Source organism: Flavihumibacter stibioxidans (assembly GCF_014332695.1).
In the GTDB taxonomy this organism is placed as follows: Bacteria; Bacteroidota; Bacteroidia; order Chitinophagales; family Chitinophagaceae; genus Flavihumibacter; species Flavihumibacter stibioxidans.
In genome coordinates, this window is record NZ_MBUA01000001.1 from 827,187 (window position 1) to 850,328 (window position 23,142).

Sequence of the window (23,142 nt, forward strand, 5' to 3'; positions counted from 1 at the left end):
AATGATTACTGTGCGCTTTCGCCTTCGCCGCCGCCTTCCAGTTTCTTCTTCAGTTCAGCCAGCACACCCAGGTCACCGAGGGTAGCTTTCTCAACCTTGCTCTGGATGTTCTTAACAGCTTTCTTGGTTTTGTCAGATTCTGCTTTGGCCTCTTTCTTAATCGCTTCTCTCTCTTCAGCCTTGGCAACTTCCCATGTACGGGTATGACTAACCACGATGCGTTTTTCGTTGCGGTCGAATTCGATCACCATAAACTGGTTGGTCTCCTCGGCATTTACCTGGCCACCATCTTCCTTGTTGAGGTGACGGTTGGGAGCAAATCCTTCCAGTCCATAGGGCAGTTGAACGATGGCACCTTTGTCATCCTTGCGGATAACTGTTCCTTCGTGAACTGTTCCGATAGCGAAAGTATCTTCCAGGGTATTCCATGGATCTTCTTCCAGTTGCTTGTGTCCGAGTTGCAGCTTGCGGTTCTCCTTATCGATTCCGAGGATCATGATTTCGATCTTCTCACCAACTTTGGTGTACTCAGAAGGATGGTTGAAGCGCTTCAGCCAGCTCAGGTCGCTGATATGGATCATACCACCGATTCCAGGCTCCAGTTCCACAAACACACCGTAAGGAGTGATATTCTTCACCAGACCGCTGTGACGGCTGTCAACAGGGTATTTGTTTTCGATCTCGTTCCATGGATCAGGAGTCATTTGCTTGATAGAGAGGCTCATCTTGCGGGCATCCTTGTCGAGGGTAACGATCTTGGCTTCGTACTCGTCTCCCAGTTTAAAGAATTCCTTTGCATTGATGGGGGTGTTAGCCCAGGTGATTTCACTTACGTGAACCAGACCTTCTACGCCCGGCATGATTTCCAGGAACGCGCCATAATCTTCGATATTAACAACCTTTCCTTTAACAACATTACCTTCCGCGATGTTCTCACCCAGTACATCCCAGGGGTGCGGAGTCAGTTGCTTCAGACCAAGGCTGATACGCTTCTTGTCGTCGTCGAAATCCAGTACAACCACGTTCAGTTTCTGGTCCAGCTTCAATACTTCTGAAGGATGGTTGATACGTCCCCAGCTGATATCTGTGATATACAGCAGGCCGTCCAGTCCACCCAAGTCCATGAACGCACCGAAATCGGTGATGTTCTTGATAGTACCTTCCAGTACCTGGCCTTTTTCCAGTTTGCCCATGATCTCAGCACGCTGTGCTTCGATATCGCTTTCAATGAGAGCTTTGTGAGATACAACCGCGTTCTTGATGGTTTCGTTTACCTTAACCACTTTGAACTCCATGGTCTTACCAACAAACTGATCGTAATCAGTTACAGGCTTCACATCGATCTGAGAACCTGGCAGGAAGGTTTCCATACCAAATACGTCCACAATGAGACCACCTTTTGTTTTGCTGGTAACTGTACCGGTAACGATTTCACCAGTTTTGTGTACTTCAACGATTTTTTCCCATGCACGAGTGATGCGCGCCTGCTTGCGGCTCAGGTGCAGGTGACCCTGACGGTCTTCCTTCTCCACTACCATCACCTCTACTTCGTCGCCGATTTTGAGGCCCTGGAGGTCACGGAATTCGTTCAGGGAGATCAGACCATCGCTCTTGAAACCAATGTTCAGAACAACGTCAGTTTTTGTGAGGCCTACTACAGCACCTTTGATCAGCTCACCGTCGGTGATGGCTACAAAAGTGGCATCATAAACCTTGTCATACTTTGCTTTTTCATCAGCATTGTAGGAAGATACATTGCGCTTGTCAATGCTCCAGTCGAAATCGTCGTGGGCAGTGGCTACAGTTGCAACTTCAGTTGCAGCAGCAGGCGCCTCAGGTGCAGTTGTTGTCGCTGTAGTTGCTTCTGCGGGTGCAGCAGCAGACTCCTGATCATCAGCGTTTAGTTGTTTTACAAAAAGATTTAGAAACATAAACTTTCCCCGATGGTTTTATTCGGGGCAGCAAAGATAGGCAAAATCCGCTTCTGAACTGGATTTTAGGGCAAAAAAACAGGGCAAAAACTAGAGGGAGCCTTCAGCCACGGCGGAATGGCAGGATGCAGCTATACTTTGCGCGGCAATAAAACCGCTTGTCCAGGCATGCTGGAAATTGAAACCACCTGTTATCCCGTCCACATCCAGTATTTCCCCAGCAAAATAGAGCCGGGGGTGCAGCCTGCTCTGCATCGTATCCGGGTCCACTTCCGACAGTTTTATTCCACCGGCTGTTACAAATTCCTCCTTGAAGGTGGTCTTCCCTTTTACTTCCAGATCCATGGAAGCCAGGTTTTTAACGAGTTTGTTCTGTTCTTTTGCCGGCAGGTCACTCCACCGGGTTTCAGGCCCGATTCCATTGGCCCCCAACAGGAAATCCCAGAAGCGCTGGGGTAATCCGAAGGGATTTCTATTGGTCATTTTCTGCGGCGCTTTTTCAAACCTGTACTGCTGGAAAAAATCCCGCAGACTGTTTTCATTATAAGCAGGCACCCAATTCACCTGAATTTTAAAATGCCAGTCCTTTTCCGCCAGATCTCTGGCCCCCCATGCACTGAGGCGCAGAATTGCCGGACCACTAAGTCCCCAATGCGTGATGAGTACCGGCCCCCTTTCAGATAATTTTGTACTATTGATTCTGACCTGGGCATCCTGTACCACCAGCCCCATCAATGCATTCAACGGATGGGTCGGAAGATTAAATGTAAAAAGTGAAGGCACCGGTGATTCGATGGAATGTCCGGTTGCAGTGATCCAGTCAAACATGGCAGGCCTGGGAAATCCCCCGCTTGCTATGCACAGGAAATCCGAATGGATGGTTTCCCTTGAACTCTGAATAATCCATTTTTCGCCGGAGCGCTCAACTTTCTGTACATCCTGGTTCAGGCGGATATCAATTCCCAACCGGTTCGCTTCGCGTAGCAAACAATCGATAATGGTGGAGGAATCATTGGTGACCGGAAACATCCTGCCATCCTCTTCCGCTTTAAGGACCACCCCTCTCTCACCGAACCATTTTATGGTATCAGCCGGACCAAAGCGAGCAAAGGTTTTCTTAACAAAATTGCCCCCCCTGGGATATTTTTTTGCCAAAGCAGGCACATCAAAACAGGAATGGGTAACATTACACCTGCCACCCCCACTGATTCTAACCTTGGCCAACAGCTTACTGCTTTTTTCCAGCACCACAACCTTCAAACCCGGTGCTTTTGCTGCCGCATTCACGGCACAAAAAAAACCGGCGGCACCGCCTCCTATCACTACCAGTATTTGTTGTCGCATGACAGCAAAAATAAAGGCAAATAATTTGGAAAGCCTACCATTGAAAACCCGGGAGGTAGAAAAATGTAAGCTGCCAGGAAGGTCCCTGGTTACAAAAATATAATTTGAAGCTGCCTTCAACTGTATTTTCACCCTCGGCGCTCTTTGCCTGGTATTTAATCATTCCCTCAGTAAAGCCCAGCCCCAGTCCCTCTTCCAGCCACTCAAAAGAGGTTTTCCCTATTTTGAATTCCAGTCCGGTGATCAATTCATACCTGTTCCTTTGTTCAATCATTTTGTCGCGAAACTGATCCCGGCTCAGCATGCATCCATCGGCCAGTACCGCAAATTCAGCCAGCACAAAAGACAAAGAATCCAGTTTATTGTTTTCCCAACTATAAAAAATCTCAGCTGTTGCATCATGCAGTTCCATTTCATGGTTTGGATGAAAATCCTCATAATTAAACACACAAACCATACCCGGGATCCTGATATCCTGAATCTGTTCCTGGAACAACTCATCCGTAATGAAATGGTAGAGGACACCGGGGTCTGATTCCCTGAAAACTTCCAGGCAGATACCATTTTCTGATAACAGTTCCCGCAACTGCAGTAAAGCCTGTGGTAATTCCTCTTCGGGAATTTCATCCTTTTTCCTGATAACCGGTTTACCAATGAACTCGTAAACACTAACCGCCGGGGCGTCCTTTCCCATCTTTTCAAATGCCATGACCATTTGAAGAAAATCTCGCTCCGCTTCCGGACTCAGATCGCCAAAGGATCCAAAGGAAGCGCCATACTCGGCCTGCATCTTTAATTTTAGAATATCGTTTTCAATGCGAATGTTTTCCTGCGGGTCAGTGTTAAAGCTTCCCTCAGCCGGATTTTTGTCCTGCTTCATAATAAATGTGTTTAAGTTTTTAAAAGGCCGCTGGCCGATTGACAGGACAAACATTGAAAAAATAAAAAACCTGGTCAGGAGTGAAAACACCCATTTGACCAGGTTTAAAACACCTATAATTATTCTTATCAGTAATCCGCGAAAAGATTGGGGTTATTCTTTTCCTCCAGTTCAATCTGCTCAAAACTGGAAAGTATATCGGCCTTTCCTCTTCTTACACATACCGTATGTTCAAAGTGGGCTGCAGGCTTGCCGTCTTTTGTTTTTACGGTCCAGCCATCTTCTTCGTACCATACTTCCTTCACACCCATATTGATCATAGGTTCAATGGCTATAACAAGGCCATCGTGCAACTTCGCACCGCTGCCCCTTTTACCGTAGTTCGGAACCTGCGGATCCTCATGCAGGTGCCTTCCAATTCCATGCCCTACCAACTCCCTTACCACACCATACTTATGCTTCTTTTCAGCAAAATCCTGTATTGCAAAGGAAATATCACCCACCCTGTTACCGGCTGTAGCCTTTTCAATTCCCAGGTAAAGCGATTGTTTTGTAACACGTAATAAACTTTGAACATTTTCGTCTATAGAACCAATGGCGAAAGTATACGCACTATCACCATGGAAACCGTTTTTATAGGCACCCACATCAACAGAAACAATATCACCTTCTTTCAATGGTACGTCGTTGGGAAAGCCATGAACCACGGCATCGTTCACACTGATACAACAGGTAAAAGGATATCCCTTATAATTTTTAAATGATGGTACCGCATTATTATCCAGGATGAACTGCTCAGCCAGGGCATCGAGCTGCAAGGTTGTAATACCAGGTTTGATGGCCCTGGCAACCGTTGCAAGTGTATTGCTGACAAGCTGGCAACTTTCACGAATCAATTCAACTTCTGCGGTGGTTTTATAGTAGATCATAATTGTTTAATGAGTCAATGGGCAAAATATCGGGTATTTACTAAAAAGAAACCCGGCAAAGTTAGTCTTTTGCCGGGTTTCTGTATAATGCAATGCGTTTTAAATAGGAGTCGTACTAACTGCCTGGCGCCCCTGGATCCGGCCGCTTTTCATCAGGCCATCATACTGGCGCATCAGTAGTTGGGTTTCAATTTGCTGCAGGGTATCCAATACAACACCAACCATGATCAGCAGGGAGGTTCCTCCAAAGAAGGATGCAAAACCCTGGGTGATTCCAAGTCTCTGGGCAAATCCTGGCAGAATACCAACCAATGCGAGCAAAACGGCACCGGGTAAGGTGATCCTGTCCATAACCGCACCAATATAATCAGCAGTAGGCTGACCAGGTTTTACGCCTGGAATGAAACCATTGTTTCGTTTCAGGTCCTCGGAGATTTGCTTGGGGTTGAAAATAAGTGCTGTATAAAGGAATGTAAACGCTACAACTATTACTGCGTAAATCACCATATGCCACGCGTCCCTGGGGTCAGAGAAAATTCTGGCAATACCCTGACCAGATTCAAAACTGGTATAAGAGAACAGGGTTGGCAGGAACATGATGGCCTGGGCAAAAATGATGGGCATAACACCGGCCCCATTCACCTTAAGTGGAAGGAACTGGCGGGCACCACCAAATTGTTTATTACCAATGATCTGCTTGGCATATTGAACCGGGATCTTACGAACACCCTGAACCAGGACGATCAATCCCATAATAATAGCCACCAACACAGCTATTTCAATAATGAAGATCAGGAGACCACCACCGCCGCGGTTGCTTTTAGCAGCCCATTCCTGGATGGCAGACTGTGGAAGGCGCGCAAGGATACCAACCATGATGATCAGGGATGTACCATTACCCAGTCCTTTATCAGTGATCTTTTCACCAAGCCACATAACAAACAGCGTTCCCGCCGTAAGAATAATAGTAGTGGAAAGCCAGAAATAGGGTGTATAACTGTCAAGCATAGCCGAACCGTTCACTTGTTTCAGGTAGGCTACATAAGCACCTGCCTGTACAGCTGTTACAGCAACTGTAAGGTAACGGGTCCACTGGTTGATTTTTTTACGGCCGCTTTCTCCTTCTTTCTGGACCTTTTGCATTTGAGGAACCAAGATGGTCATCAATTGCATGAAGATGGAAGCGGAGATATAAGGCATGATACCCAATGCAAAAATGGATGCTTGTGAGAAAGCCCCACCGGCAAAAGCATCAATCAATCCGAGCGCGCCGGATTTTGCACTGTCAAGGTCAATTTTGGTCGGGTCCAAACCGGGCAATACAATGTGTGCACCGATGCGATAAATCAGAATAAGCAGCAGAGTGGTTATGATTTTACTCCGTAACTCCTCAATGCTCCAGATATTCTTCAGCGTCTGAATTAATTTCTTCACGGGTTTTCTGAGATTTAAATGAGCCTCAAATAAAAAGGACGCATTATATCAATGCGTCCGCGCAAGATAAAGAAAATTACTTTACAATTTCAACGGTACCTCCTGCAGCTTCAATGGCAGCTTTTGCCTTATCACTAACAGCATTTACCTTGAATGTAATCTTGGACTTAAGTTCACCTGTTCCCAGAATTTTAACGTTGTCCGTATGTCCGATCAAACCATTGATATACAGGGTCTCAAGGCTGAATTCAGTGATATTGTATTTTTCAGCAAGCTGATCAATCTGTCCGAGGTTAAATACTTTGTATTCAACACGGTTGATATTTTTAAACCCGCGTTTTGGAACACGACGCTGGATAGGCATCTGGCCACCTTCGTGAGCTCTTTTGCTGGCGTAACCGGCACGGCTCTGACCACCTTTGTTACCCTTTGTAGATGTACCACCCTTACCGGATGCTTCTCCACGACCTAAACGTTTCTGACTGTGAGTTGCGCCTTCAGCAGGCTTCAAATTGTGCAGTTTCATCTTAACTTGATTTTTGACTTAACGGGGAATCGCCCCTCGCTTGTGATTAGAGAAATAGAGAGACGGAGGGATAGAATAATAGCATTAACTATTTCTCTATATCTCCATCTCTCTTTTTAATTATTTATGCCAGTTCTTCCACCTTCAGCAGGTGTTCAACCTTGCGAACCATACCCAGGATCTGGGGAGTGGCTTCAACTTCCCTTGAGGCATTCATTTTTTTCAGTCCTAAAGCAACCAGCGTTTGTTTCTGGCTTACGGGTCTGTCAATGGCACTCTTAACTTGTGTGATCTTAATCTTTTTCATCCGTATGCTTGTTTACAGATTAACCATTAAATACTTTCTTCAGGCTCACGTTACGGGTTTTAGCAACCTGGATAGGTTCACGCAGACTTGCGAGCGCCTTTACAGTAGCTTTTACCACGTTGTGCGGATTTGCAGAACCAAGGCTCTTGGCAAGAACGTCGGTAATACCTGCACTCTCCAGTACAGCACGCATGCTGCCTCCGGCAATTACACCGGTACCATGTGCAGCGGGCTTAATCAGGACCTTGGCAGCGCCATCCTTACACAGCTGGTCGTGAGGAATAGTACCGTGCATTACAGGAACCTTGATCAGGTTCTTCTTGGCATCTTCGATACCTTTTGTAATGGCTTCCTGCACTTCCTTGGCCTTACCCAGACCATGACCAACAACACCATTTTCATTACCTACCACAACCAGGGCAGAGAAACTGAAAGCACGACCACCTTTGGTAGTTTTAACAACACGGTTGATCGCCACAACTTTCTCCTTCAGTTCCAGGTCGCCGGCTTTAACTTTATTTAAAATTACTTGTGCCATTTATTGCAGAAATTAAGTTGAATTTAGATTTTGATAGTACTGATCGTTTAGAATAGAAGACCTCCTTCACGGGCGCCATCAGCTACCGCTTTCACACGGCCATGATACAGGTTTCCACCACGATCGAACACTACGTCTTTCAGTCCCAGCTCGCTGGCTTTCCTGGCAATTGCAGTTCCAACCAGTTTGCTTTTTTCAGTCTTAGTAACCTTTTGGGTCTGAATATCTTTATCGCGGGTTGATGCTGATGCCAGGGTTACACCATTTACATCATCAATCAACTGAACATATGTTTCGGCATTGCTACGGAAAACAGAAAGACGGGGCTTCTGTGCAGATCCGGAAATCTTTTTCCGGATACGATACTTGATCTTCTGTTTTTTGATCGATTTATTTTCCATTTTATCTGTTATTTTATTCCCGATACTGCCGGGAAAAGTTAGATGTTTTATTTACCAGCCGACTTACCAGCTTTCTTACGTACCACTTCACCCACAAAACGAACACCTTTTCCTTTGTACGGCTCAGGCTTGCGAAGACCACGGATCTTGGCAGCTACCTGTCCCAGCAATTGCTTATCAGAACTTTCCAGGATGATCTTGGGATTCTGTCCTTTTTCAGTTAAGGTAGCCACTTTTAATTCCTGGGGAATTTCGAAAATAATATTGTGAGAATAACCCAAAGCCAGGTCGAGGGTATTACCGGTATTGGCGGCTTTAAAACCTACACCCACCAGTTCCATCTCAGCTTTGAATCCTTCTGTAACACCTTTTATCTGGTTGGCCACGAGTGAACGGTAAAGACCATGCATGGCACGGTGACGGATCTGATCAGTCGGACGATTAATAATTACTTCACCATCCTTTACTTCCACGACAATATCACGGTCGATAGTTTGCTTCAACTCACCCTTGGGTCCTTTAACAGTGATCACGTTATCTTTTCCTACAGTAACGGTAACACCTGCGGGAATAGTGATCGGTTTTTTACCTATACGAGACATATCAAATAATTTTGATGTTTATTATTCTGGCTGGGATCGGTCAGTCGGGTATAGGACGACTTAATGTATCTTCAACCAATTATATGGAATTGCGCAATGTTTCCATTGCGCACTGAATTCTTAATAAATGTAACAGAGAACTTCTCCCCCTACGTTCTGTACCTTTGCATCCTTATCGGTCATAACACCTTTAGAGGTGGAAATGATGGCAACACCCAAACCGTTCTTTACACGCTTGAATTCTTCAGGCTTGGCATATTGACGCAGACCGGGGCGGCTAACCCTTTCGAGGCTTTGGATTGCGGGTTGCTTGGTAGCAGGATCGTACTTGAGGGCGATCTTGATTACACCTTGTTTGTTATCTTCTTCAAATTTGTACTTCAGGATATATCCCTTTTCGTACAGAATTTCAGTAATGCGCTTTTTCAGGTTAGAAGCAGGGATTTCCACAATACGGTGTCCAGCCATCTGGGCATTACGAACGCGGGTCAGAAAATCTGCTATAGGATCAGTAACCATTGTTTAAAATGAGTTGTAGTTTGATAATTGAGTTACAATGCGATATCCTATCTGATATCAACAATTTCACAGATCAGTGCACGAGGCAAATGATCTTACCAGCTGGCTTTTTTAACACCAGGGATCTTACCGGCCAATGCCATGTCGCGGAAAGTTACCCTTGAGATACCGAAGTAACGCATGTATCCTTTAGGACGACCGGTCAGCTGGCAACGATTTTTCAGACGAACAGGAGATGCATTTTTTGGAAGTGTATCCAGGGCCTGATAATCACCTGCAGCCTTCAGGGCAGCACGCTTCTCAGCAAACTTGGCAACCAATGCTTCTCTTTTCCTTTGTCTGGCTTCTACTGATTTTTTCGCCATTTTTTATTTCATTTATAGTTTAGAAACTGTTGCCTACTTCTTCCTTCAGCATTCAGCATTCCAATTATTGGTTTTCACCTTTTCTGATATTCTTGAAAGGCATACCGAGTTCCTTCAGTAACTCATAAGCCTCTTCATTGGTGTTGGCAGTTGTCACGAAAGTGATATCCAGACCGGTAATTTTATTAACCTTGTCAATATCTATTTCCGGAAAAATGATCTGCTCAGTTACACCCAGGGTATAATTACCTCGGCCATCAAATGCCTTTTCACTTACACCCTTGAAGTCACGTACACGGGGCAGAGATACTGCAATCAGACGATCCAGGAATTCGAACATCTTCTCACCGCGAAGCGTAACCCTTGCACCGATGGGCATGTTTTTACGCAACTTGAAGTTTGAGATGTCCTTTTTTGACATGGTAGCGACAGCTTTCTGACCAGTGATAGTGGTCAGTTCATCTACAGCGATGTCAACCAGTTTCTTGTCAGCCACGGCGCCATTGACACCACGGTTCAGACAGATTTTGGTGAGTTTGGGAGCCTGCATTACAGTGCCATAGCCAAACTTTTTCATTAAGGCAGGTACAACTTCCTTCTTGTACTTATCTGCCAGACGCGGAGTATATTTAACGGTGCTCATTACTTGATTACCTCCCCTGATTTTTTAGAAACACGAACTAACTTACCTGCTTCACGGGTACGTTTAACCTTGGTAGCTGCCCCAGCCTTTGCATCCCACAACATAACGTTGGAAATACTGATGGCGGCTTCCTTCTTTACAATACCACCCTTGGTATTCTGGGCAGAAGGCTTGGTGTGTTTGGTGATGATGTTTACACCTTCAACCACCACACGGGCTTTATCAACAATAACTTCCAAAACCTTGCGGGGTTTTTTCAGGTCTTTATCGTCGCCGGCAATAATTACCACCGAATCGCCCTTTTTGATGTTATATTTCGCTTTGAATCTTGTGTTCATGTAGATTCTGTTTATCTATTTATCACTTTTGTTTCCAGCCCGTGCTCCCAATCGGGGCGCAAAGGTACGATTATAATACTTCAGGAGCAAGAGAAATAATTTTCATATATCCCTTGTCACGAAGTTCCCTTGCTACGGGTCCGAAAATACGAGTACCGCGGGGTTCATCAGCGTTGTTCAACAATACAACTGCATTGTCGTCGAAACGGATATAGGAACCATCTTTGCGGCGTAATTTGTTCTTGGTACGAACAATTACAGCCTTGGTAACAGTACCTTTTTTAATGCCACCTGCAGGAATAGCGTCTTTAACAGTTACCACGATCTTATCGCCTATCCTGGCGTAATCCTGTCCACTGTTACCCAGTACACGGATCACCAACACCTCCTTGGCTCCACTGTTATCAGCTACATTGAGTCTGCTTTCTTGCTGAATCATCTTAAATTAATTTATCAATTAGTAATGTAAAACAGAGGGATTACTTCACCTTCTCCAGTATCTCGACCATTCTCCAGCGTTTTGTTTTGCTTAGAGGGCGGGTCTCCATGATTTTGACAGTATCACCAATGCTGCACTCATTCTTTTCATCATGAGCATGGAACTTGGTGGTCTTTTTCACGAACTTACCGTAGATAGGGTGCTTCACCTTTCTTTCTACTGCAACAGTAACGGTCTTCTCCATTTTGTTGCTGGTTACTACACCAATCCTTGTTTTACGCAAATTTCTTTCAGCCATTGTTATTCTTTTTAGCTTATTCGCTTGTTGTGTACACCTGGAAACCGCTTATCAGGCAGTCGCCAGTTTTTTGGTTAATTCCGTTTTCAAACGGGCAATGTCCCTGCGCAGGTCACGAATGCTCATAGGGTTCTCCAGCGGTGTAATGGCATGGGCGAACTCAAGCTTCTTCAGGCGCAGTTCATCTTCCTGGATACGAGCCTTCAGATCAGTCAGACTCATATCTTTCAGGCTTGTTACGAAATCGGTTTGCTTTGACATCGTATGGTCGATTTTTTTGTTAAGTTATCTTATGACTGCAGTTCACGGCGAACTACAAACTTTGTTTTGATCGGCAACTTCTGTGCAGCCAGTTCCATTGCTGTTTTGGCTATTTCTTCAGTTACACCGTCACATTCGAAAAGAATACGACCTGGTTTTACCACGGCTGCCCAATGGTCAGGGTTACCTTTACCTTTACCCATCCTCACTTCGGCAGGTTTGCGGGTAACAATTTTATCAGGGAAAATGCGGATCCATACATTACCTTCCCTTTTCATAGATCGGGTCATGGCCTGACGGGCACTCTCAATCTGGCGGTCGGTCATCCACACTGTTTCCAAAGCTTTCAATCCGAACGAACCAAATGACAGGCTGGTACCACGCTTTGCATTGCCTTTTACAGGCATCTTCTGCATCTTCCTGTGTTTCGTTCTTTTAGGTTGTAACATCTTTATTCAATTTGTCAATGTTCTTAAATGCTTTTCTATGGTTTACTGGTATCATTCACCATTCACCATTCACCATTCACGGTTTTAGTTTCTGCGTTCTCTCCTGTCGCCACCTCCACGGTTGCGGTCACCTCCACCTCTCCTGTCACCACCACGGAAGTCACGGCGATCTTCACCACCACGTCCTTCTCTCCTGTCGCTCAGTGCACCTTCCTTGCCACCAATGAAGTTGGGGTTCAGGTCACGCTTAGCAAGTACTTCACCTTTACAGATCCATACCTTGATACCAATCTTACCATAAACAGTCAGTGCAAACACATTGGCGTAATCGATGTCCATACGAAGGGTATGGAGCGGGGTACGTCCCTGCTTGATTTCTTCTGTACGGGCAATTTCAGCACCACCCAAACGACCGCCTACTTTAACCTTGATTCCTTCAGCACCCATACGGAGCGCAGAAGCAATCGCCATTTTAATAGCGCGCTTATAGTTAATACGGTTTTCAATTTGCTTGGCGATGGTATCGGCAACGATATTGGCATCCAGTTCCGGGCGACGAATCTCCAGAATATTGATCTGCACGTCATCCTTGCCGGTCAGCTTCTTCAATTCTTCCTTAATACGATCAACCTCATTACCACCTTTTCCTATAATGATACCAGGCTTGGAAGTGTGGATGGTTACGATCAGCTTACCAAGCGTACGCTCGATAACGATTTTGGAGATACCCCCTTTGTTGATACGCGCCATCAGGTAGGTACGGATCTTATGATCCTCCACCAACTTCCCGGCGTAATCTTTCTTACTGCCGAACCAGTTGCTTTCCCAACCGCGGATGATTCCTAACCTTGCACCAATAGGATTTGTTTTCTGACCCATTTGTTTGGTATATTAAGTTTATACGATTGATTTATTTTGTATCTACAACAACAGTTACGTGATTGCTGCGCTTGCGAACACGATAACCACGACCCTGAGGAGCCGGACGCATACGCTTCAGCGTTCTGGCACCATCAACAAAAATGGTTTTCACCACCAGTTGGGTCTCATCACCACCTTCATTTGCCTGCTTCCAGTTGCTGATAGCACTCACCACCAGTTTACGTAAAGGAACAGCCGGATGCTTGGCATTGTGCTCAAGCACAGCCAGCGCCTTTTCTACTTCCATGCCACGTACCAGGTCAGCCAGTAAACGCATCTTTCTGGGTGATGTGGGGTAATTTCTCAGTTTAGCTACTGCTTCCATGTTTATACGATTCTTGATTCAGAATGCCTAAGCATCCGTTTTTGAATTACATTTTCTTGCTTGAGTGTCCCTTGAAGTTGCGGGTAGGTGCAAATTCTCCTAATTTATGACCTACCATGAACTCCGTTACGTATACAGGGATAAACTTGTTACCATTGTGCACAGCAAAAGTGTGACCCACAAAATCGGGAGTGATGGTAGAGCGACGGCTCCAGGTTTTGATTACACCTTTCTTGGATTTACCATCGGTCATATCCAGCACCTTCTTCTCCAGTTTTGCCTCTACGTAAGGACCTTTTTTAATTGAACGAGCCATATCTAAATTTTAGATTGCTGATTGATGTTTGTTGTTTAATTGGCTAACTTCTTACCGTTAGATCGCTGAATGATCAGCTTATCAGAACCCTTATGCTTACGGGTCTTCAGACCTTTGGCATATTTACCGGTACGGCTTCTCGGATGTCCGCCGGATGCACGTCCTTCACCACCACCCATTGGGTGATCGACAGGGTTCATCGCAACACCACGGTTACGGGGCTTGATACCTTTCCAACGGTTCCTACCAGCTTTACCCATGCTCTGAAGGCTATGGTCGCTGTTAGAAGCCACACCAACTGTAGCATAACAGTTGATCAATACTTTTCTCAGTTCGCCGGAAGGCATTTTCAGTACTGCATACTTTTCTTCCTTGTTGCTCAGCTGTGCAGAAGTACCGGCACTGCGGGCAATCTTACCGCCCTGTCCGGGCTGCATTTCAATATTGTGAACAACAGTACCCAACGGCATGTTCTTCAGCATCAGGGCATTACCCAGTTCAGGAGCAACAGCATCACCACTGATAACTTCAGTACCAACCTGCAGGCCCTGGGGTGCCAGGATATAACGCTTCTCACCATCAACATAATTCAGCAACGCGATGAAAGCTGAACGGTTCGGATCGTACTCAATAGACGCAACTTTTGCAGGGATCCCCTTCTTGTTACGCTTGAAATCAACGATACGATACATCTTGGCATGACCACCACCTATGTAGCGCATGCTCCTGCGGCCTTGTGCGTTACGGCCACCAGTTCCAGATTTTGCTTCCACCAGACTCTTCTCAGGCGTATTGGTGGTGATCTCGGCATACGCGTTTCCAATTCTCCAACGCGTACCGGCTGTCATCGGTTTGTATTTTCTTAAAGCCATCTTCTTTACTTTTTACAGCGAACTTTTCAGCGTCGCCTACTTTAATGTTTGTTGTTCAATTATGCTGCTCCGTACAGGTCGATCGTCTCGCCTTCCGCAACAGTTACCAGTGCCTTCTTGTAAGCAGGCTTACGGCCCTGGATGAAACCGGCTTTTGTAAAGCGGGTCTTGTTTTTACCGGGGATCACTGAAGTATTCACATCCACAACAGTTACACCATAAAAGGTTTCAATCGCCTTCTTGATCTCCAGCTTATTCGCCTTCCTGGCAACCTTGAATGCAAAACGACGCAGGCTCTCCTGCTGGGCGTTTGCCTTCTCAGTTAAAATCGGCTTTATCAGAACTTCAGAAAGTTTCATTTCTTTCTATTTATTAATGTGATAATTATGCGTTTTCTTCTACATCAGCTTCGGTAAATACCTTGGCTGCGCTTTCGCTCATGAGCAATACCTGTGCATTTACGATATCGTATGTATTCATATCGCTCAGCAATGTTCCGCTCACACAAGGAATGTTGCGCAGGCTCAGATAGAGATTCTCACCGGTTTCAGGCAGAACGAACAATGTCTTCTTTTCTGAAAGGTTAAGAGCCTTCAACACACCAGTGAAAGTTTTGGTCTTAGGGGCATCCATTGCGATGTCTTCAACGATCACGATGGCATTCTCCTTGGCCTTATACGCCAGGGCGCTCATTTTTGCCAGGTCCTTCACCTTACGGTTGAGCTTGAAGCTGTAATCGCGGGGCTTGGGTCCGAAGATAGTACCACCACCTTTGTAAAGGGGGTTACGCAGGTTGCCCTTACGGGAACCACCGGTACCTTTTTGACGGTGCAGCTTGCGGCTGGCACCCTTTACTTCCATACGGGTTTTCACCTTATGGGTACCCTGGCGCTGTGCAGCCAGGAATTGCTTTACAGAAAGGTAGAGCACATGATCGTTCGGCTCAATACCGAAGATCTCTTCCGGCAACTCAATGGTTCTTCCGGTCTTCTGTCCTTGTATATTTAATACATCTACTTGCATCGTACTTCAGATTAAATGGTTTACTTCTGGATAAAAACGATAGAACCGTTGTGGCCAGGAACTGAACCACTAACCAGGATATAATTCTTGTCTGGGAAAACTTTCAGGATCTTCAGACCCTTCATCTTCACACGGTCGTTACCCATGCGGCCGGCCATGCGCATACCCTTCATTACGCGGGAAGCGTCAGAAGAGTTACCCAGTGATCCCGGAGCGCGCTGACGGTCGTGCTGACCGTGGGAAGCTTCACCCACACCACTGAATCCATGGCGCTTTACCACACCCTGGAAACCTTTACCCTTGGTATTACCTACCACTTCAACAGTTTCACCTTCAGCGAAAATGTCTGTAGTTACAGTTTCACCCAGAGCTTTTTCTATTGAGAAATCGCGGAATTCTTTAACGAAACGCTTGGCAGCAGTTTGTGCCTTTGAGAAGTGATTTGCTTCGGCTTTGGTAGCATGCTTTTCTTTCTTGTCGCCGAATGCGAGTTGCAGTGCATTGTACCCGTCAGAGTCTTTTGTCTTTACCTGGGTAACTACACAGGGGCCAGCTTCAATGATGGTACAAGCTGTTTGCTTGCCATCGGGACTGAAGATGCTGGTCATCCCAATCTTTTTTCCAATAATTCCTTTCATTTAATTACCATTTGTGCCGCATGGTTAAAAGGACAATCCATTATTCTACCTCCTTGCGAGATAGCGGAAAGATGGACTTCAATCCCCGTTTGCTATTGACCTTTTCCTTTTGTCGCCTCAGTTTCGTCCGGACTTTTATGCCCGGCGGAACCCTGGTAGATCATGTTCCCTTTTCAGAACATGCCGACTTTTGCTGCTGCAACGGCCGGTTTCGGAAGTACCAATAGTAAACAAACCCTGAACGGCTTGTTCATATTTACTTTTACTAATTAATGAATGATAAAGGATTTCCTTTCGGATTTGCCTTTTCACCCAACCCCAGCGCTCTTTTTTCCCGCTTGCCGCGGAATTGAGAGATAGGGCAGTTATTTATAAGAACTAAGTTTTTGCTTTTCAGCGGGTCCTGATTTCAGCGAATCTGTTACGCTTTGATCTCAACCTCCACACCAGAAGGAAGGTCCAGCTTGCTCAGTGCATCTACCGTTCTTGAAGAAGAAGTGTAGATATCCAGCAAGCGCTTGTGCGTGCAAAGCTGGAACTGCTCACGGGCTTTCTTATTCACGTGTGGTGAACGCAGTACGGTGAAGATTTTCTTTTGCGTCGGTAAAGGAATAGGTCCTGTTACCACGGCACCGGTGCTACGAACTGTTTTAACGATCTTCTCAGCTGATTTATCAACCAGATTGTGATCGTAAGACTGCAATTTTATTCTGATTCGCTGTGACATACCTATTATCCCAAAAATTTAATTGGGAGTGCAAAGGTAACGGTAGTTTTCTTTATTGCAAAAGAATTTTAAGAAATTTTCTGGCCGGTCAGGATAATATTTTTCTTCCCTCCCCCATCTGGACAAAATTACCCCATTTTAGCCGCTCCGTTGGTATATTTATCAGGTAACCAAACATCCCCACATGTTCAGATTCAACCGCCTGGCCGCCAGCCTGCTTCTGGCATTACCCCTGCTGGCCTCCGCCCAGAAAAAAAACACACCGCCTCCTGTCCGGGCCATAGACACCCTCGTACAGGAAGCACTTGCCTGGCGTAATATCGGACCCACCCGCGGCGGCAGAAGCAATGCCGTAACCGGTGTTCCCGGAAATCCGCTCCTCTACTATATGGGTAGCACCGGTGGCGGCATCTGGAAAACCGAAGACGCCGGCATTTCCTGGAAAAACATCTCTGATGGTTTTTTCAGAACCGGCTCGGTTGGCGCCATCGCCGTTGCCCCTTCCGACCCAAATATTCTCTATGTGGGTATGGGTGAACATGCCGTCCGCGGCGTAATGACCAGCGCAGGTGATGGTATTTATAAAAGTTCCGACGGCGGTAAATCATGGAAACATACCGGCCTGCCCTCCAGCCAGCACATCGCCGGTATCAGGATCCACCCCGCCAATCCCCACCTGGTATATGTTGCAGTCCAGGGCGCTTTGTACGGCCCCTCCGCCGACCGCGGCGTATACCGCAGCAGCGACGGAGGCCTGTCCTGGGAAAAAATTCACTTCGTAAACGACCTTACCGGCTGCAGCGACCTAAGCATGGATCCCTCCAATCCCAGGATCCTCTATGCCGGCATGTGGGAACACCAACGCAAACCCTGGGTGGTAATCAGCGGCGGCCAGGGGTCCGGTTTCTATAAAAGTACCGATGGCGGCGATACCTGGCAGAAATTGACCGACGGACTCCCTTCCCAAATGGGTAAAACAGCCATCTCTGTTTCTCCGGCCAACCCCAACAGAGTTTACGCCCTGCTCGAAGCTGAGGGCGATAAGGGGGGCGTTTACCGCAGCGAAGACGGCGGGCTCAAATGGTCGCAGGTGAACAAAAACCGCGTTACGGTGGCCCGGGCCTGGTATTATATCAACATCTTTGCCGATCCCCAAAACCCCGATCAGGTCTATGTACTCAACGCTCCCACCCTGAAATCCATTGACGGTGGTAAATCTTTTTCCAATATCGAGGTCCCACATGGTGATTGCCACGACCTATGGATCAATCCCGCCAATCCTGATAATATGATTGAGGCCAACGATGGAGGCGCCTGCATCAGCTTCAACGGTGGCCAGTCCTGGAGCAGTCAGGAAAACCAACCCACCGCTCAGTTCTACCGCGTGATTACTGATAACCGCTTCCCTTATTTTGTTTACGGCGGCCAGCAGGACAATACCACGGTGGCCATCGCCAGCAGAACGGCTTCTGCCCGGATTGGCATGAAGGACTGGTACGAGGTGGCCGGCGGGGAAAGTGCTTTCATTGCCTTTGACCCCAACCAGCCCGAAAAGGTCTTTGCCGGCAGCTACCAGGGGAATATTGATGCCTGGGACGCCACCACCCGCATCGAAAAGGATATTATGTCTTACCCTTTTATCGGCCTGGCCGTAAAACCGGCCGATGCCAGGTACCGTTTTAACTGGAATGCCCCGATTGTAGCCGACCCGCACCGTCCGGGGATCATTTATCACGCAGGCAATGTGGTGTTCCGCACCGATAACAATGGCCAGCGCTGGACAGTCATCAGCCAGGATCTTACCCGGAACGATAAGTCCAAACAGGGCGACGGAGGCACTCCATTCACCAATGAAGGCGCAGGCGGCGAGGTTTACAATACCATCAGTTACCTGGCATGCTCTCCCCTGCGAAAGGGTGAAATCTGGGCAGGAACTGACTGCGGACTGGTGCATATGTCCACCAATGATGGCAGTTCCTGGCAGAATATTACTCCCGCCGGCCTTGGCGAGGTCCTTGTCAACAGCATCGAACTGTCGCCACACGAACCAGGAACAGCCTACCTGGCGGTCACCCGCTACAAGTTCAATGACCCATCTCCCCTGGTCTATTTTACCCGCGACTACGGCAAGTCCTGGTCCCTCCGCGTGAACGGCATCCGCCCCGGCGATTTTGTACGGGTGGTCCGGGAAGACCCTGTTCGCAAGGGGCTGCTATATGCCGGCACCGAAACAGGGATGTATATTTCCTTCAATGGCGGCGAGCATTGGCAACGCTGGAAAACCAACCTGCCTGCGGTTGCCATCACCGACCTAACCATCCGGAACAACGACCTTGTGGCAGCTACTTCCGGCAGGGCTTTCTGGATCCTCGATGACCTGGGCCCTGTTCAGCAGGGTAACTGGGAAGCACAGCCGCTGAAATCGGCAATACTATTTACCCCCAGGCCTACGGTGCGATGGGATGTTCCCGCACCGACAACACCTGTGGCCGGACAAAATCCCCTTAATGGCGTCATCATCCACTACTGGCTGCCTGAAGCGATGGACTCCGCAACCCTCTCCCTGAAAGTGTACGATGGCAATAAAAAATTGCTGCGGACATATAACAGCCGGCCTGATAAAAAGCACCAGGCCTACCCGGGTGGTCCACCACCCCCCCAGATGATTCCTGCCAAAAAGGGATTGAACCGTTTTAACTGGGACATGAGAGGGGAGAATATCCCGGGAGTGCCCAACACCTTCATCAATGGCAGTTACCGGGGTCGCCTGGTTGCTCCGGGTGACTTTACGCTGGTTCTGCAAACTCCGACTGATTCCCTATCCGTATCATGCTCCATAATTGCGGATAAAAGAGTGGCCGCGGCCCTGGCGGACTATGCCCTGCAGGGCCAAATGATCAGCGCCATTGACAGCACAGTTACCGACATGCACCAGTCGGTCTCCCGCATGAAACAAGTGAAAAAACAACTTGAAGACCATGCTTCCCTGCTCAAAGGCAAATCAGGAACAGACAGCCTGCTGAAACTGGGCACAGGTCTCCTGAAAGACATCAACCAGTGGGAAGAAAAACTGATCACCAGCAGGCAGCAGACCTTCCAGGACGTGATCAATTTTTATAACCGACTCAACGCAGAACTGCTGGATCTGAAGAGAAGAATGGATACCCATGACCCGCGGGTTACCGAAGGCGCAAAGCAGCGCTACCGCGACCTGATGGAGGAGTGGGCAGTACAACGGATATCCCTGACCGAAATCATCGATGTGAAGATGGCAGCTTACAATAAACTGTACCGCGACCTTCAATTGCCGGCCTTAGTTCTGCCCGAATAATTTTATGGTGAGCCGGTAAAATATGTATAGGACCAGTGCCAGGATCAGAATCGCCGCTATGACCGGAAACGCCAGGCTTCCTGCGGATCCGGTTATGGCAGCGAGGTTCTCACCGGTGGCAACGACTGCATTTCCCGTACCGGCCGTGGTTTTGGTTGAAAAAAGCCGCAGGAAACCGGTTCCTAGCTGGATGGTACCGGCTGCTCCTCCCCCTGCGATAATGCCCAGGGTCCAGCGCAGAAGGGGATCCCATTCGCCCGTTGGCAGAAACGATGCCGCTACAACTGAACCTGCCACCATCGCCAGCGGGGTGGCCAGTGTATCGAGAATATTATCCACAAAAGCGATGTAATAGCCCGCTATTTCCAATATGGCGGCAGTAGCAAAACTGATGATCGCAGGTAGCGTGCCCAGCCACTCCATTCCGGCATTTACAGGTATCCATTTGAAATAGGCGCCGATGGATGCCGCCAGCAGGGGTATAAATACCCGGAAGCCACAACAGGCACTCAGGGCTATCCCCATGGCAATGGAGGTGATGAGGGTGGTATTCATCGTTACTGTTTGATCACTTACCCCCTGGAGGGCAATACTGTTTCAGGTAGTTGGTGAACAGGGTGGACAAATGAGTGAAAGTTCCTTCGCCTTCCGAAATGCTGTGTGTACGGTTAGGATAACTCATCATCTGGAATTGCTTATTGAAGCGGATCAATTCATTGAACAGCATTTCGGCATTGTTGTAATGCACGTTGTCATCGCCCGTGCCATGGATGTACAGGAGGTTTCCCTTCAGGTTCTTCGCATAGGTGATTGGCGAACCTTTCACAAAATCTTCGCGGTTTTCCTGTGGCAGTCCCATATACCTTTCCTGGTAAATATTGTCGTAGGTCAGCTGGTTACCCACCGCCGCAACAGAAATGCCGGTCTTGTAAATTTCCGGGTACTGGAACATCAGGTTGAGCGTGGCCGATCCACCGCCGCTCCATCCCCAGACCGCCACCCGCTCCGGATCCACATACGAAAGCTTGAGAATTTCTTTCGCTGCCATCGCCTGGTCGCGGATATTCACGGTTCCGATTTTCCGGTATACTGATTTGCGCCACTCCCTTCCTTTACCTACGGGTGTTCCCCGGTTGTCGATGGATATATAGATATAACCGTCCTCCACCATATCGCCCCTATAGAGATGGTTAAACCCGGTGCCGTAGCTATCCCTGGCTGTCTGCCCCCAGGGTTCTGTATACACATAAAACACCACGGGATACTTCTTTGTGGAATCGAAATGGGAGGGCTTGGCCATCCAGCCATCCATGGTTACACCTTCGCTTGTAGTGATGGTAAAAAAATTGATCCTGCTTTCTGCAGTCGCGGCGACACGGATGGCTTCCTCCACCGGTTGTTTCTCACCGATTGCACGATGATCTTTAAGAGAGATCAGCTCACGGGCAGTCTCAACCTTGTGATTGGAAAACACATGCTGCGCATAGACGGCACCGGGAGCAATATTATAATCGTGCGTACCGGGTTGAGTAGCTGGACTGATTTTTTCGGGCGTGCCCTTCCCATCCAGTCTGGTGCGATACAGATAAGATTGCGTGGCATTCTGTGGTGAAGCCATGTAGTAGAGGTAGTTCCCTTTTTCGTCGATTGACATGATATCCATTACATCAAATTCGCCCCTGGTTACCAGCACTTCTTTTTTACCATCGCGGCTGACCCTGTAGATATGACGCCAGCCATCTTTCTCGGATACCCAGAGAAATTCCCTGCCACCGTTGATCCAGTCCCAGCCACCATATGCATAATCCTGGTCCCAGGATGGCAGGATGTCGATCCAGGCTTTATCCTTCTCGCTGTAAATGGTAGTGGCCTCACCAGATCTTACATCGCATAACATAAGCGTTGATTGCTGCTGTTTCCTGTCGAGGTGCTGCAGAATGATTTCATTGGGATCGGCAGCCCATTCCATCCTGGGCACATAGGATCCAAGGATTGGATCATCCGGCACTTTCATCCACTTGATACTTTTTGTGTCGGTTTCCACCACGCCGATCCTGAAAACGGAAGGTTTCTCCCCGGCTACCGGATATTCCACCGGCACAGCTACAGGATAAATGGAATCGGTATTGTTTACCATGAGATATTCACGTGTGGAGGAGGCTATTATCTGCCAGAAGGCAATCTGGCGCGAATCAGGACTCCAGCGGAATCCGTCGCGGCAAAAGAATTCTTCCTCATATGCCCAGTCGAATGTGCCGTTGATGCGTTTCCTGGAACCATCCGTTGTAAGCTGGGAAATCTGGCCGCTGGCAAGGTCTTCTGAATAAAGATTGTAATTGCTGACATAGGCAAGCTTTTTTCCATCAGGGGAAATTTTTGCAAACATCAGGGATGAAGCTGGCAGGGAGCGCCCCATTTTGGTCAGCTTCCAGCCTTCCAGATCAAGCAGGTAGTAGTCACCCATTGTTTCATATCGCCACACCTTTTTGGTATTCGTAAAAATCAGGAGTTTCTTTCTGTCGGGAGAAAAGCTGTATGATTTGATATTGATTACTCCGGGAGCATCTTCCGGCTTCAGGATTGATTTATCAACCACAACGGTTCTGCTCATTTGTGGTAACTGATAAGAGACAAGGCTGCCTTCTTCCAGCACAAAATACGCTTTACCATCGGGTGTCCATTGGAAGCCTCCCTGCGCGGAGGTGTTGAGAAAACTTACGACAAGGAAGAACAGAATAATCAGGTGTCTCATCTTGGAAATTTATGCCTACAATATACAATATCC

At 47.5% G+C, this 23,142-nt stretch carries 29 protein-coding genes; 1 reads left to right on the plus strand and 28 read right to left on the minus strand.

Going from position 1 to position 23,142, the window contains the following annotated elements:
• Nucleotides 1-5: 5 nt before the first annotated feature.
• From rpsA to rpsJ, 26 genes are all read right to left on the minus strand, one after another.
• Nucleotides 6-1,931, minus strand: coding sequence for a 30S ribosomal protein S1 (gene rpsA / locus BC349_RS03460; RefSeq protein WP_187255341.1), 1,926 nt, complete (start codon nucleotides 1,929-1,931; stop codon nucleotides 6-8).
• A gap of 90 nt (nucleotides 1,932-2,021) precedes the next feature.
• Nucleotides 2,022-3,275: a BaiN/RdsA family NAD(P)/FAD-dependent oxidoreductase gene (locus BC349_RS03465; protein WP_187255342.1), complete on the minus strand. Its 1,254-nt coding sequence runs from the start codon at nucleotides 3,273-3,275 to the stop codon at nucleotides 2,022-2,024.
• A 34-nt stretch (nucleotides 3,276-3,309) separates the two neighbouring features.
• Nucleotides 3,310-4,155 (minus strand): hypothetical protein, encoded by an 846-nt coding sequence (locus BC349_RS03470; RefSeq protein ID WP_187255343.1) that lies wholly within the window; start codon nucleotides 4,153-4,155, stop codon nucleotides 3,310-3,312.
• A gap of 128 nt (nucleotides 4,156-4,283) precedes the next feature.
• Nucleotides 4,284-5,084, minus strand: coding sequence for a type I methionyl aminopeptidase (gene map / locus BC349_RS03475; RefSeq protein ID WP_187255344.1), 801 nt, complete (start codon nucleotides 5,082-5,084; stop codon nucleotides 4,284-4,286).
• A 99-nt stretch (nucleotides 5,085-5,183) separates the two neighbouring features.
• Entirely contained in the window at nucleotides 5,184-6,518 is a 1,335-nt protein-coding gene (secY, locus tag BC349_RS03480) for a preprotein translocase subunit SecY (RefSeq protein ID WP_187255345.1), read from the minus strand.
• Between the two features lie 76 nt (nucleotides 6,519-6,594).
• Nucleotides 6,595-7,029: a 50S ribosomal protein L15 gene (gene rplO, locus BC349_RS03485; protein WP_246456769.1), complete on the minus strand. Its 435-nt coding sequence runs from the start codon at nucleotides 7,027-7,029 to the stop codon at nucleotides 6,595-6,597.
• A gap of 139 nt (nucleotides 7,030-7,168) precedes the next feature.
• Complete coding sequence (gene rpmD, locus BC349_RS03490; protein WP_187255347.1) at nucleotides 7,169-7,351, minus strand: 50S ribosomal protein L30; 183 nt, start codon at nucleotides 7,349-7,351, stop codon at nucleotides 7,169-7,171.
• Between the two features lie 19 nt (nucleotides 7,352-7,370).
• Nucleotides 7,371-7,889 (minus strand): 30S ribosomal protein S5, encoded by a 519-nt coding sequence (rpsE, locus tag BC349_RS03495; RefSeq protein WP_187255348.1) that lies wholly within the window; start codon nucleotides 7,887-7,889, stop codon nucleotides 7,371-7,373.
• Nucleotides 7,890-7,936: 47 nt separating this feature from the next.
• A complete protein-coding gene (gene rplR / locus BC349_RS03500; protein ID WP_187255349.1) occupies nucleotides 7,937-8,290 on the minus strand; it encodes a 50S ribosomal protein L18 in 354 nt (117 codons plus the stop codon).
• Between the two features lie 47 nt (nucleotides 8,291-8,337).
• Complete coding sequence (gene rplF, locus BC349_RS03505; protein ID WP_187255350.1) at nucleotides 8,338-8,892, minus strand: 50S ribosomal protein L6; 555 nt, start codon at nucleotides 8,890-8,892, stop codon at nucleotides 8,338-8,340.
• 120 nt (nucleotides 8,893-9,012) lie between these two features.
• The gene (rpsH, locus tag BC349_RS03510) at nucleotides 9,013-9,411 is read right to left on the minus strand and encodes a 30S ribosomal protein S8 (protein WP_187255351.1); all 399 of its coding nucleotides are present in this window, start codon (nucleotides 9,409-9,411) and stop codon (nucleotides 9,013-9,015) included.
• Between the two features lie 95 nt (nucleotides 9,412-9,506).
• A complete protein-coding gene (gene rpsN, locus BC349_RS03515) occupies nucleotides 9,507-9,776 on the minus strand; it encodes a 30S ribosomal protein S14 (protein WP_187255352.1) in 270 nt (89 codons plus the stop codon).
• A gap of 64 nt (nucleotides 9,777-9,840) precedes the next feature.
• Nucleotides 9,841-10,419: a 50S ribosomal protein L5 gene (gene rplE / locus BC349_RS03520; RefSeq protein ID WP_187255353.1), complete on the minus strand. Its 579-nt coding sequence runs from the start codon at nucleotides 10,417-10,419 to the stop codon at nucleotides 9,841-9,843.
• Nucleotides 10,419-10,757, minus strand: coding sequence for a 50S ribosomal protein L24 (rplX, locus tag BC349_RS03525; RefSeq protein ID WP_187255354.1), 339 nt, complete (start codon nucleotides 10,755-10,757; stop codon nucleotides 10,419-10,421). Before rplX ends, rplE begins: the two co-directional genes overlap by 1 nt.
• 70 nt (nucleotides 10,758-10,827) lie before the next feature.
• Nucleotides 10,828-11,196: a 50S ribosomal protein L14 gene (gene rplN, locus BC349_RS03530; protein ID WP_187255355.1), complete on the minus strand. Its 369-nt coding sequence runs from the start codon at nucleotides 11,194-11,196 to the stop codon at nucleotides 10,828-10,830.
• A gap of 40 nt (nucleotides 11,197-11,236) precedes the next feature.
• On the minus strand, nucleotides 11,237-11,494 hold the full coding sequence (gene rpsQ / locus BC349_RS03535; RefSeq protein WP_187255356.1) for a 30S ribosomal protein S17: 258 nt from the start codon (nucleotides 11,492-11,494) through the stop codon (nucleotides 11,237-11,239).
• A gap of 51 nt (nucleotides 11,495-11,545) precedes the next feature.
• Complete coding sequence (rpmC, locus tag BC349_RS03540) at nucleotides 11,546-11,755, minus strand: 50S ribosomal protein L29 (RefSeq protein ID WP_187255357.1); 210 nt, start codon at nucleotides 11,753-11,755, stop codon at nucleotides 11,546-11,548.
• Nucleotides 11,756-11,784: 29 nt separating this feature from the next.
• Nucleotides 11,785-12,204, minus strand: a complete 420-nt coding sequence (gene rplP, locus BC349_RS03545; RefSeq protein ID WP_187255358.1) for a 50S ribosomal protein L16 — start codon at nucleotides 12,202-12,204, stop codon at nucleotides 11,785-11,787.
• Between the two features lie 84 nt (nucleotides 12,205-12,288).
• Nucleotides 12,289-13,083 (minus strand): 30S ribosomal protein S3, encoded by a 795-nt coding sequence (gene rpsC, locus BC349_RS03550; protein WP_187255359.1) that lies wholly within the window; start codon nucleotides 13,081-13,083, stop codon nucleotides 12,289-12,291.
• 31 nt (nucleotides 13,084-13,114) lie between these two features.
• Nucleotides 13,115-13,450, minus strand: coding sequence for a 50S ribosomal protein L22 (gene rplV, locus BC349_RS03555; RefSeq protein WP_187255360.1), 336 nt, complete (start codon nucleotides 13,448-13,450; stop codon nucleotides 13,115-13,117).
• Nucleotides 13,451-13,496: 46 nt separating this feature from the next.
• Nucleotides 13,497-13,766, minus strand: coding sequence for a 30S ribosomal protein S19 (gene rpsS, locus BC349_RS03560; protein WP_187255361.1), 270 nt, complete (start codon nucleotides 13,764-13,766; stop codon nucleotides 13,497-13,499).
• A 35-nt stretch (nucleotides 13,767-13,801) separates the two neighbouring features.
• A complete protein-coding gene (rplB, locus tag BC349_RS03565; protein ID WP_187255362.1) occupies nucleotides 13,802-14,638 on the minus strand; it encodes a 50S ribosomal protein L2 in 837 nt (278 codons plus the stop codon).
• A gap of 59 nt (nucleotides 14,639-14,697) precedes the next feature.
• The gene (gene rplW / locus BC349_RS03570) at nucleotides 14,698-14,997 is read right to left on the minus strand and encodes a 50S ribosomal protein L23 (RefSeq protein ID WP_187255363.1); all 300 of its coding nucleotides are present in this window, start codon (nucleotides 14,995-14,997) and stop codon (nucleotides 14,698-14,700) included.
• 25 nt (nucleotides 14,998-15,022) lie between these two features.
• Nucleotides 15,023-15,661 (minus strand): 50S ribosomal protein L4, encoded by a 639-nt coding sequence (rplD, locus tag BC349_RS03575; RefSeq protein WP_187255364.1) that lies wholly within the window; start codon nucleotides 15,659-15,661, stop codon nucleotides 15,023-15,025.
• Nucleotides 15,662-15,681: 20 nt separating this feature from the next.
• A complete protein-coding gene (gene rplC / locus BC349_RS03580; protein WP_187255365.1) occupies nucleotides 15,682-16,299 on the minus strand; it encodes a 50S ribosomal protein L3 in 618 nt (205 codons plus the stop codon).
• A 421-nt stretch (nucleotides 16,300-16,720) separates the two neighbouring features.
• The gene (rpsJ, locus tag BC349_RS03585) at nucleotides 16,721-17,026 is read right to left on the minus strand and encodes a 30S ribosomal protein S10 (RefSeq protein WP_039142986.1); all 306 of its coding nucleotides are present in this window, start codon (nucleotides 17,024-17,026) and stop codon (nucleotides 16,721-16,723) included.
• Between the two features lie 184 nt (nucleotides 17,027-17,210).
• Between rpsJ and BC349_RS03590 the strand changes: the two genes are divergently transcribed.
• Nucleotides 17,211-20,357, plus strand: coding sequence for a WD40/YVTN/BNR-like repeat-containing protein (locus tag BC349_RS03590; protein WP_187255366.1), 3,147 nt, complete (start codon nucleotides 17,211-17,213; stop codon nucleotides 20,355-20,357).
• Here the strand turns inward: BC349_RS03590 and BC349_RS03595 are convergent.
• Together BC349_RS03595 and BC349_RS03600 are read right to left on the minus strand one after the other, a co-directional pair.
• The gene (locus tag BC349_RS03595) at nucleotides 20,340-20,912 is read right to left on the minus strand and encodes a DUF4126 domain-containing protein (protein ID WP_187255367.1); all 573 of its coding nucleotides are present in this window, start codon (nucleotides 20,910-20,912) and stop codon (nucleotides 20,340-20,342) included. The genes BC349_RS03590 and BC349_RS03595 overlap by 18 nt on opposite strands.
• 13 nt (nucleotides 20,913-20,925) lie before the next feature.
• Nucleotides 20,926-23,109 carry a S9 family peptidase gene (locus tag BC349_RS03600; protein WP_187255368.1) on the minus strand — a complete coding sequence of 728 codons (2,184 nt, stop codon included), beginning with the start codon at nucleotides 23,107-23,109 and terminating at the stop codon, nucleotides 20,926-20,928.
• Nucleotides 23,110-23,142 lie beyond the last annotated feature (33 nt).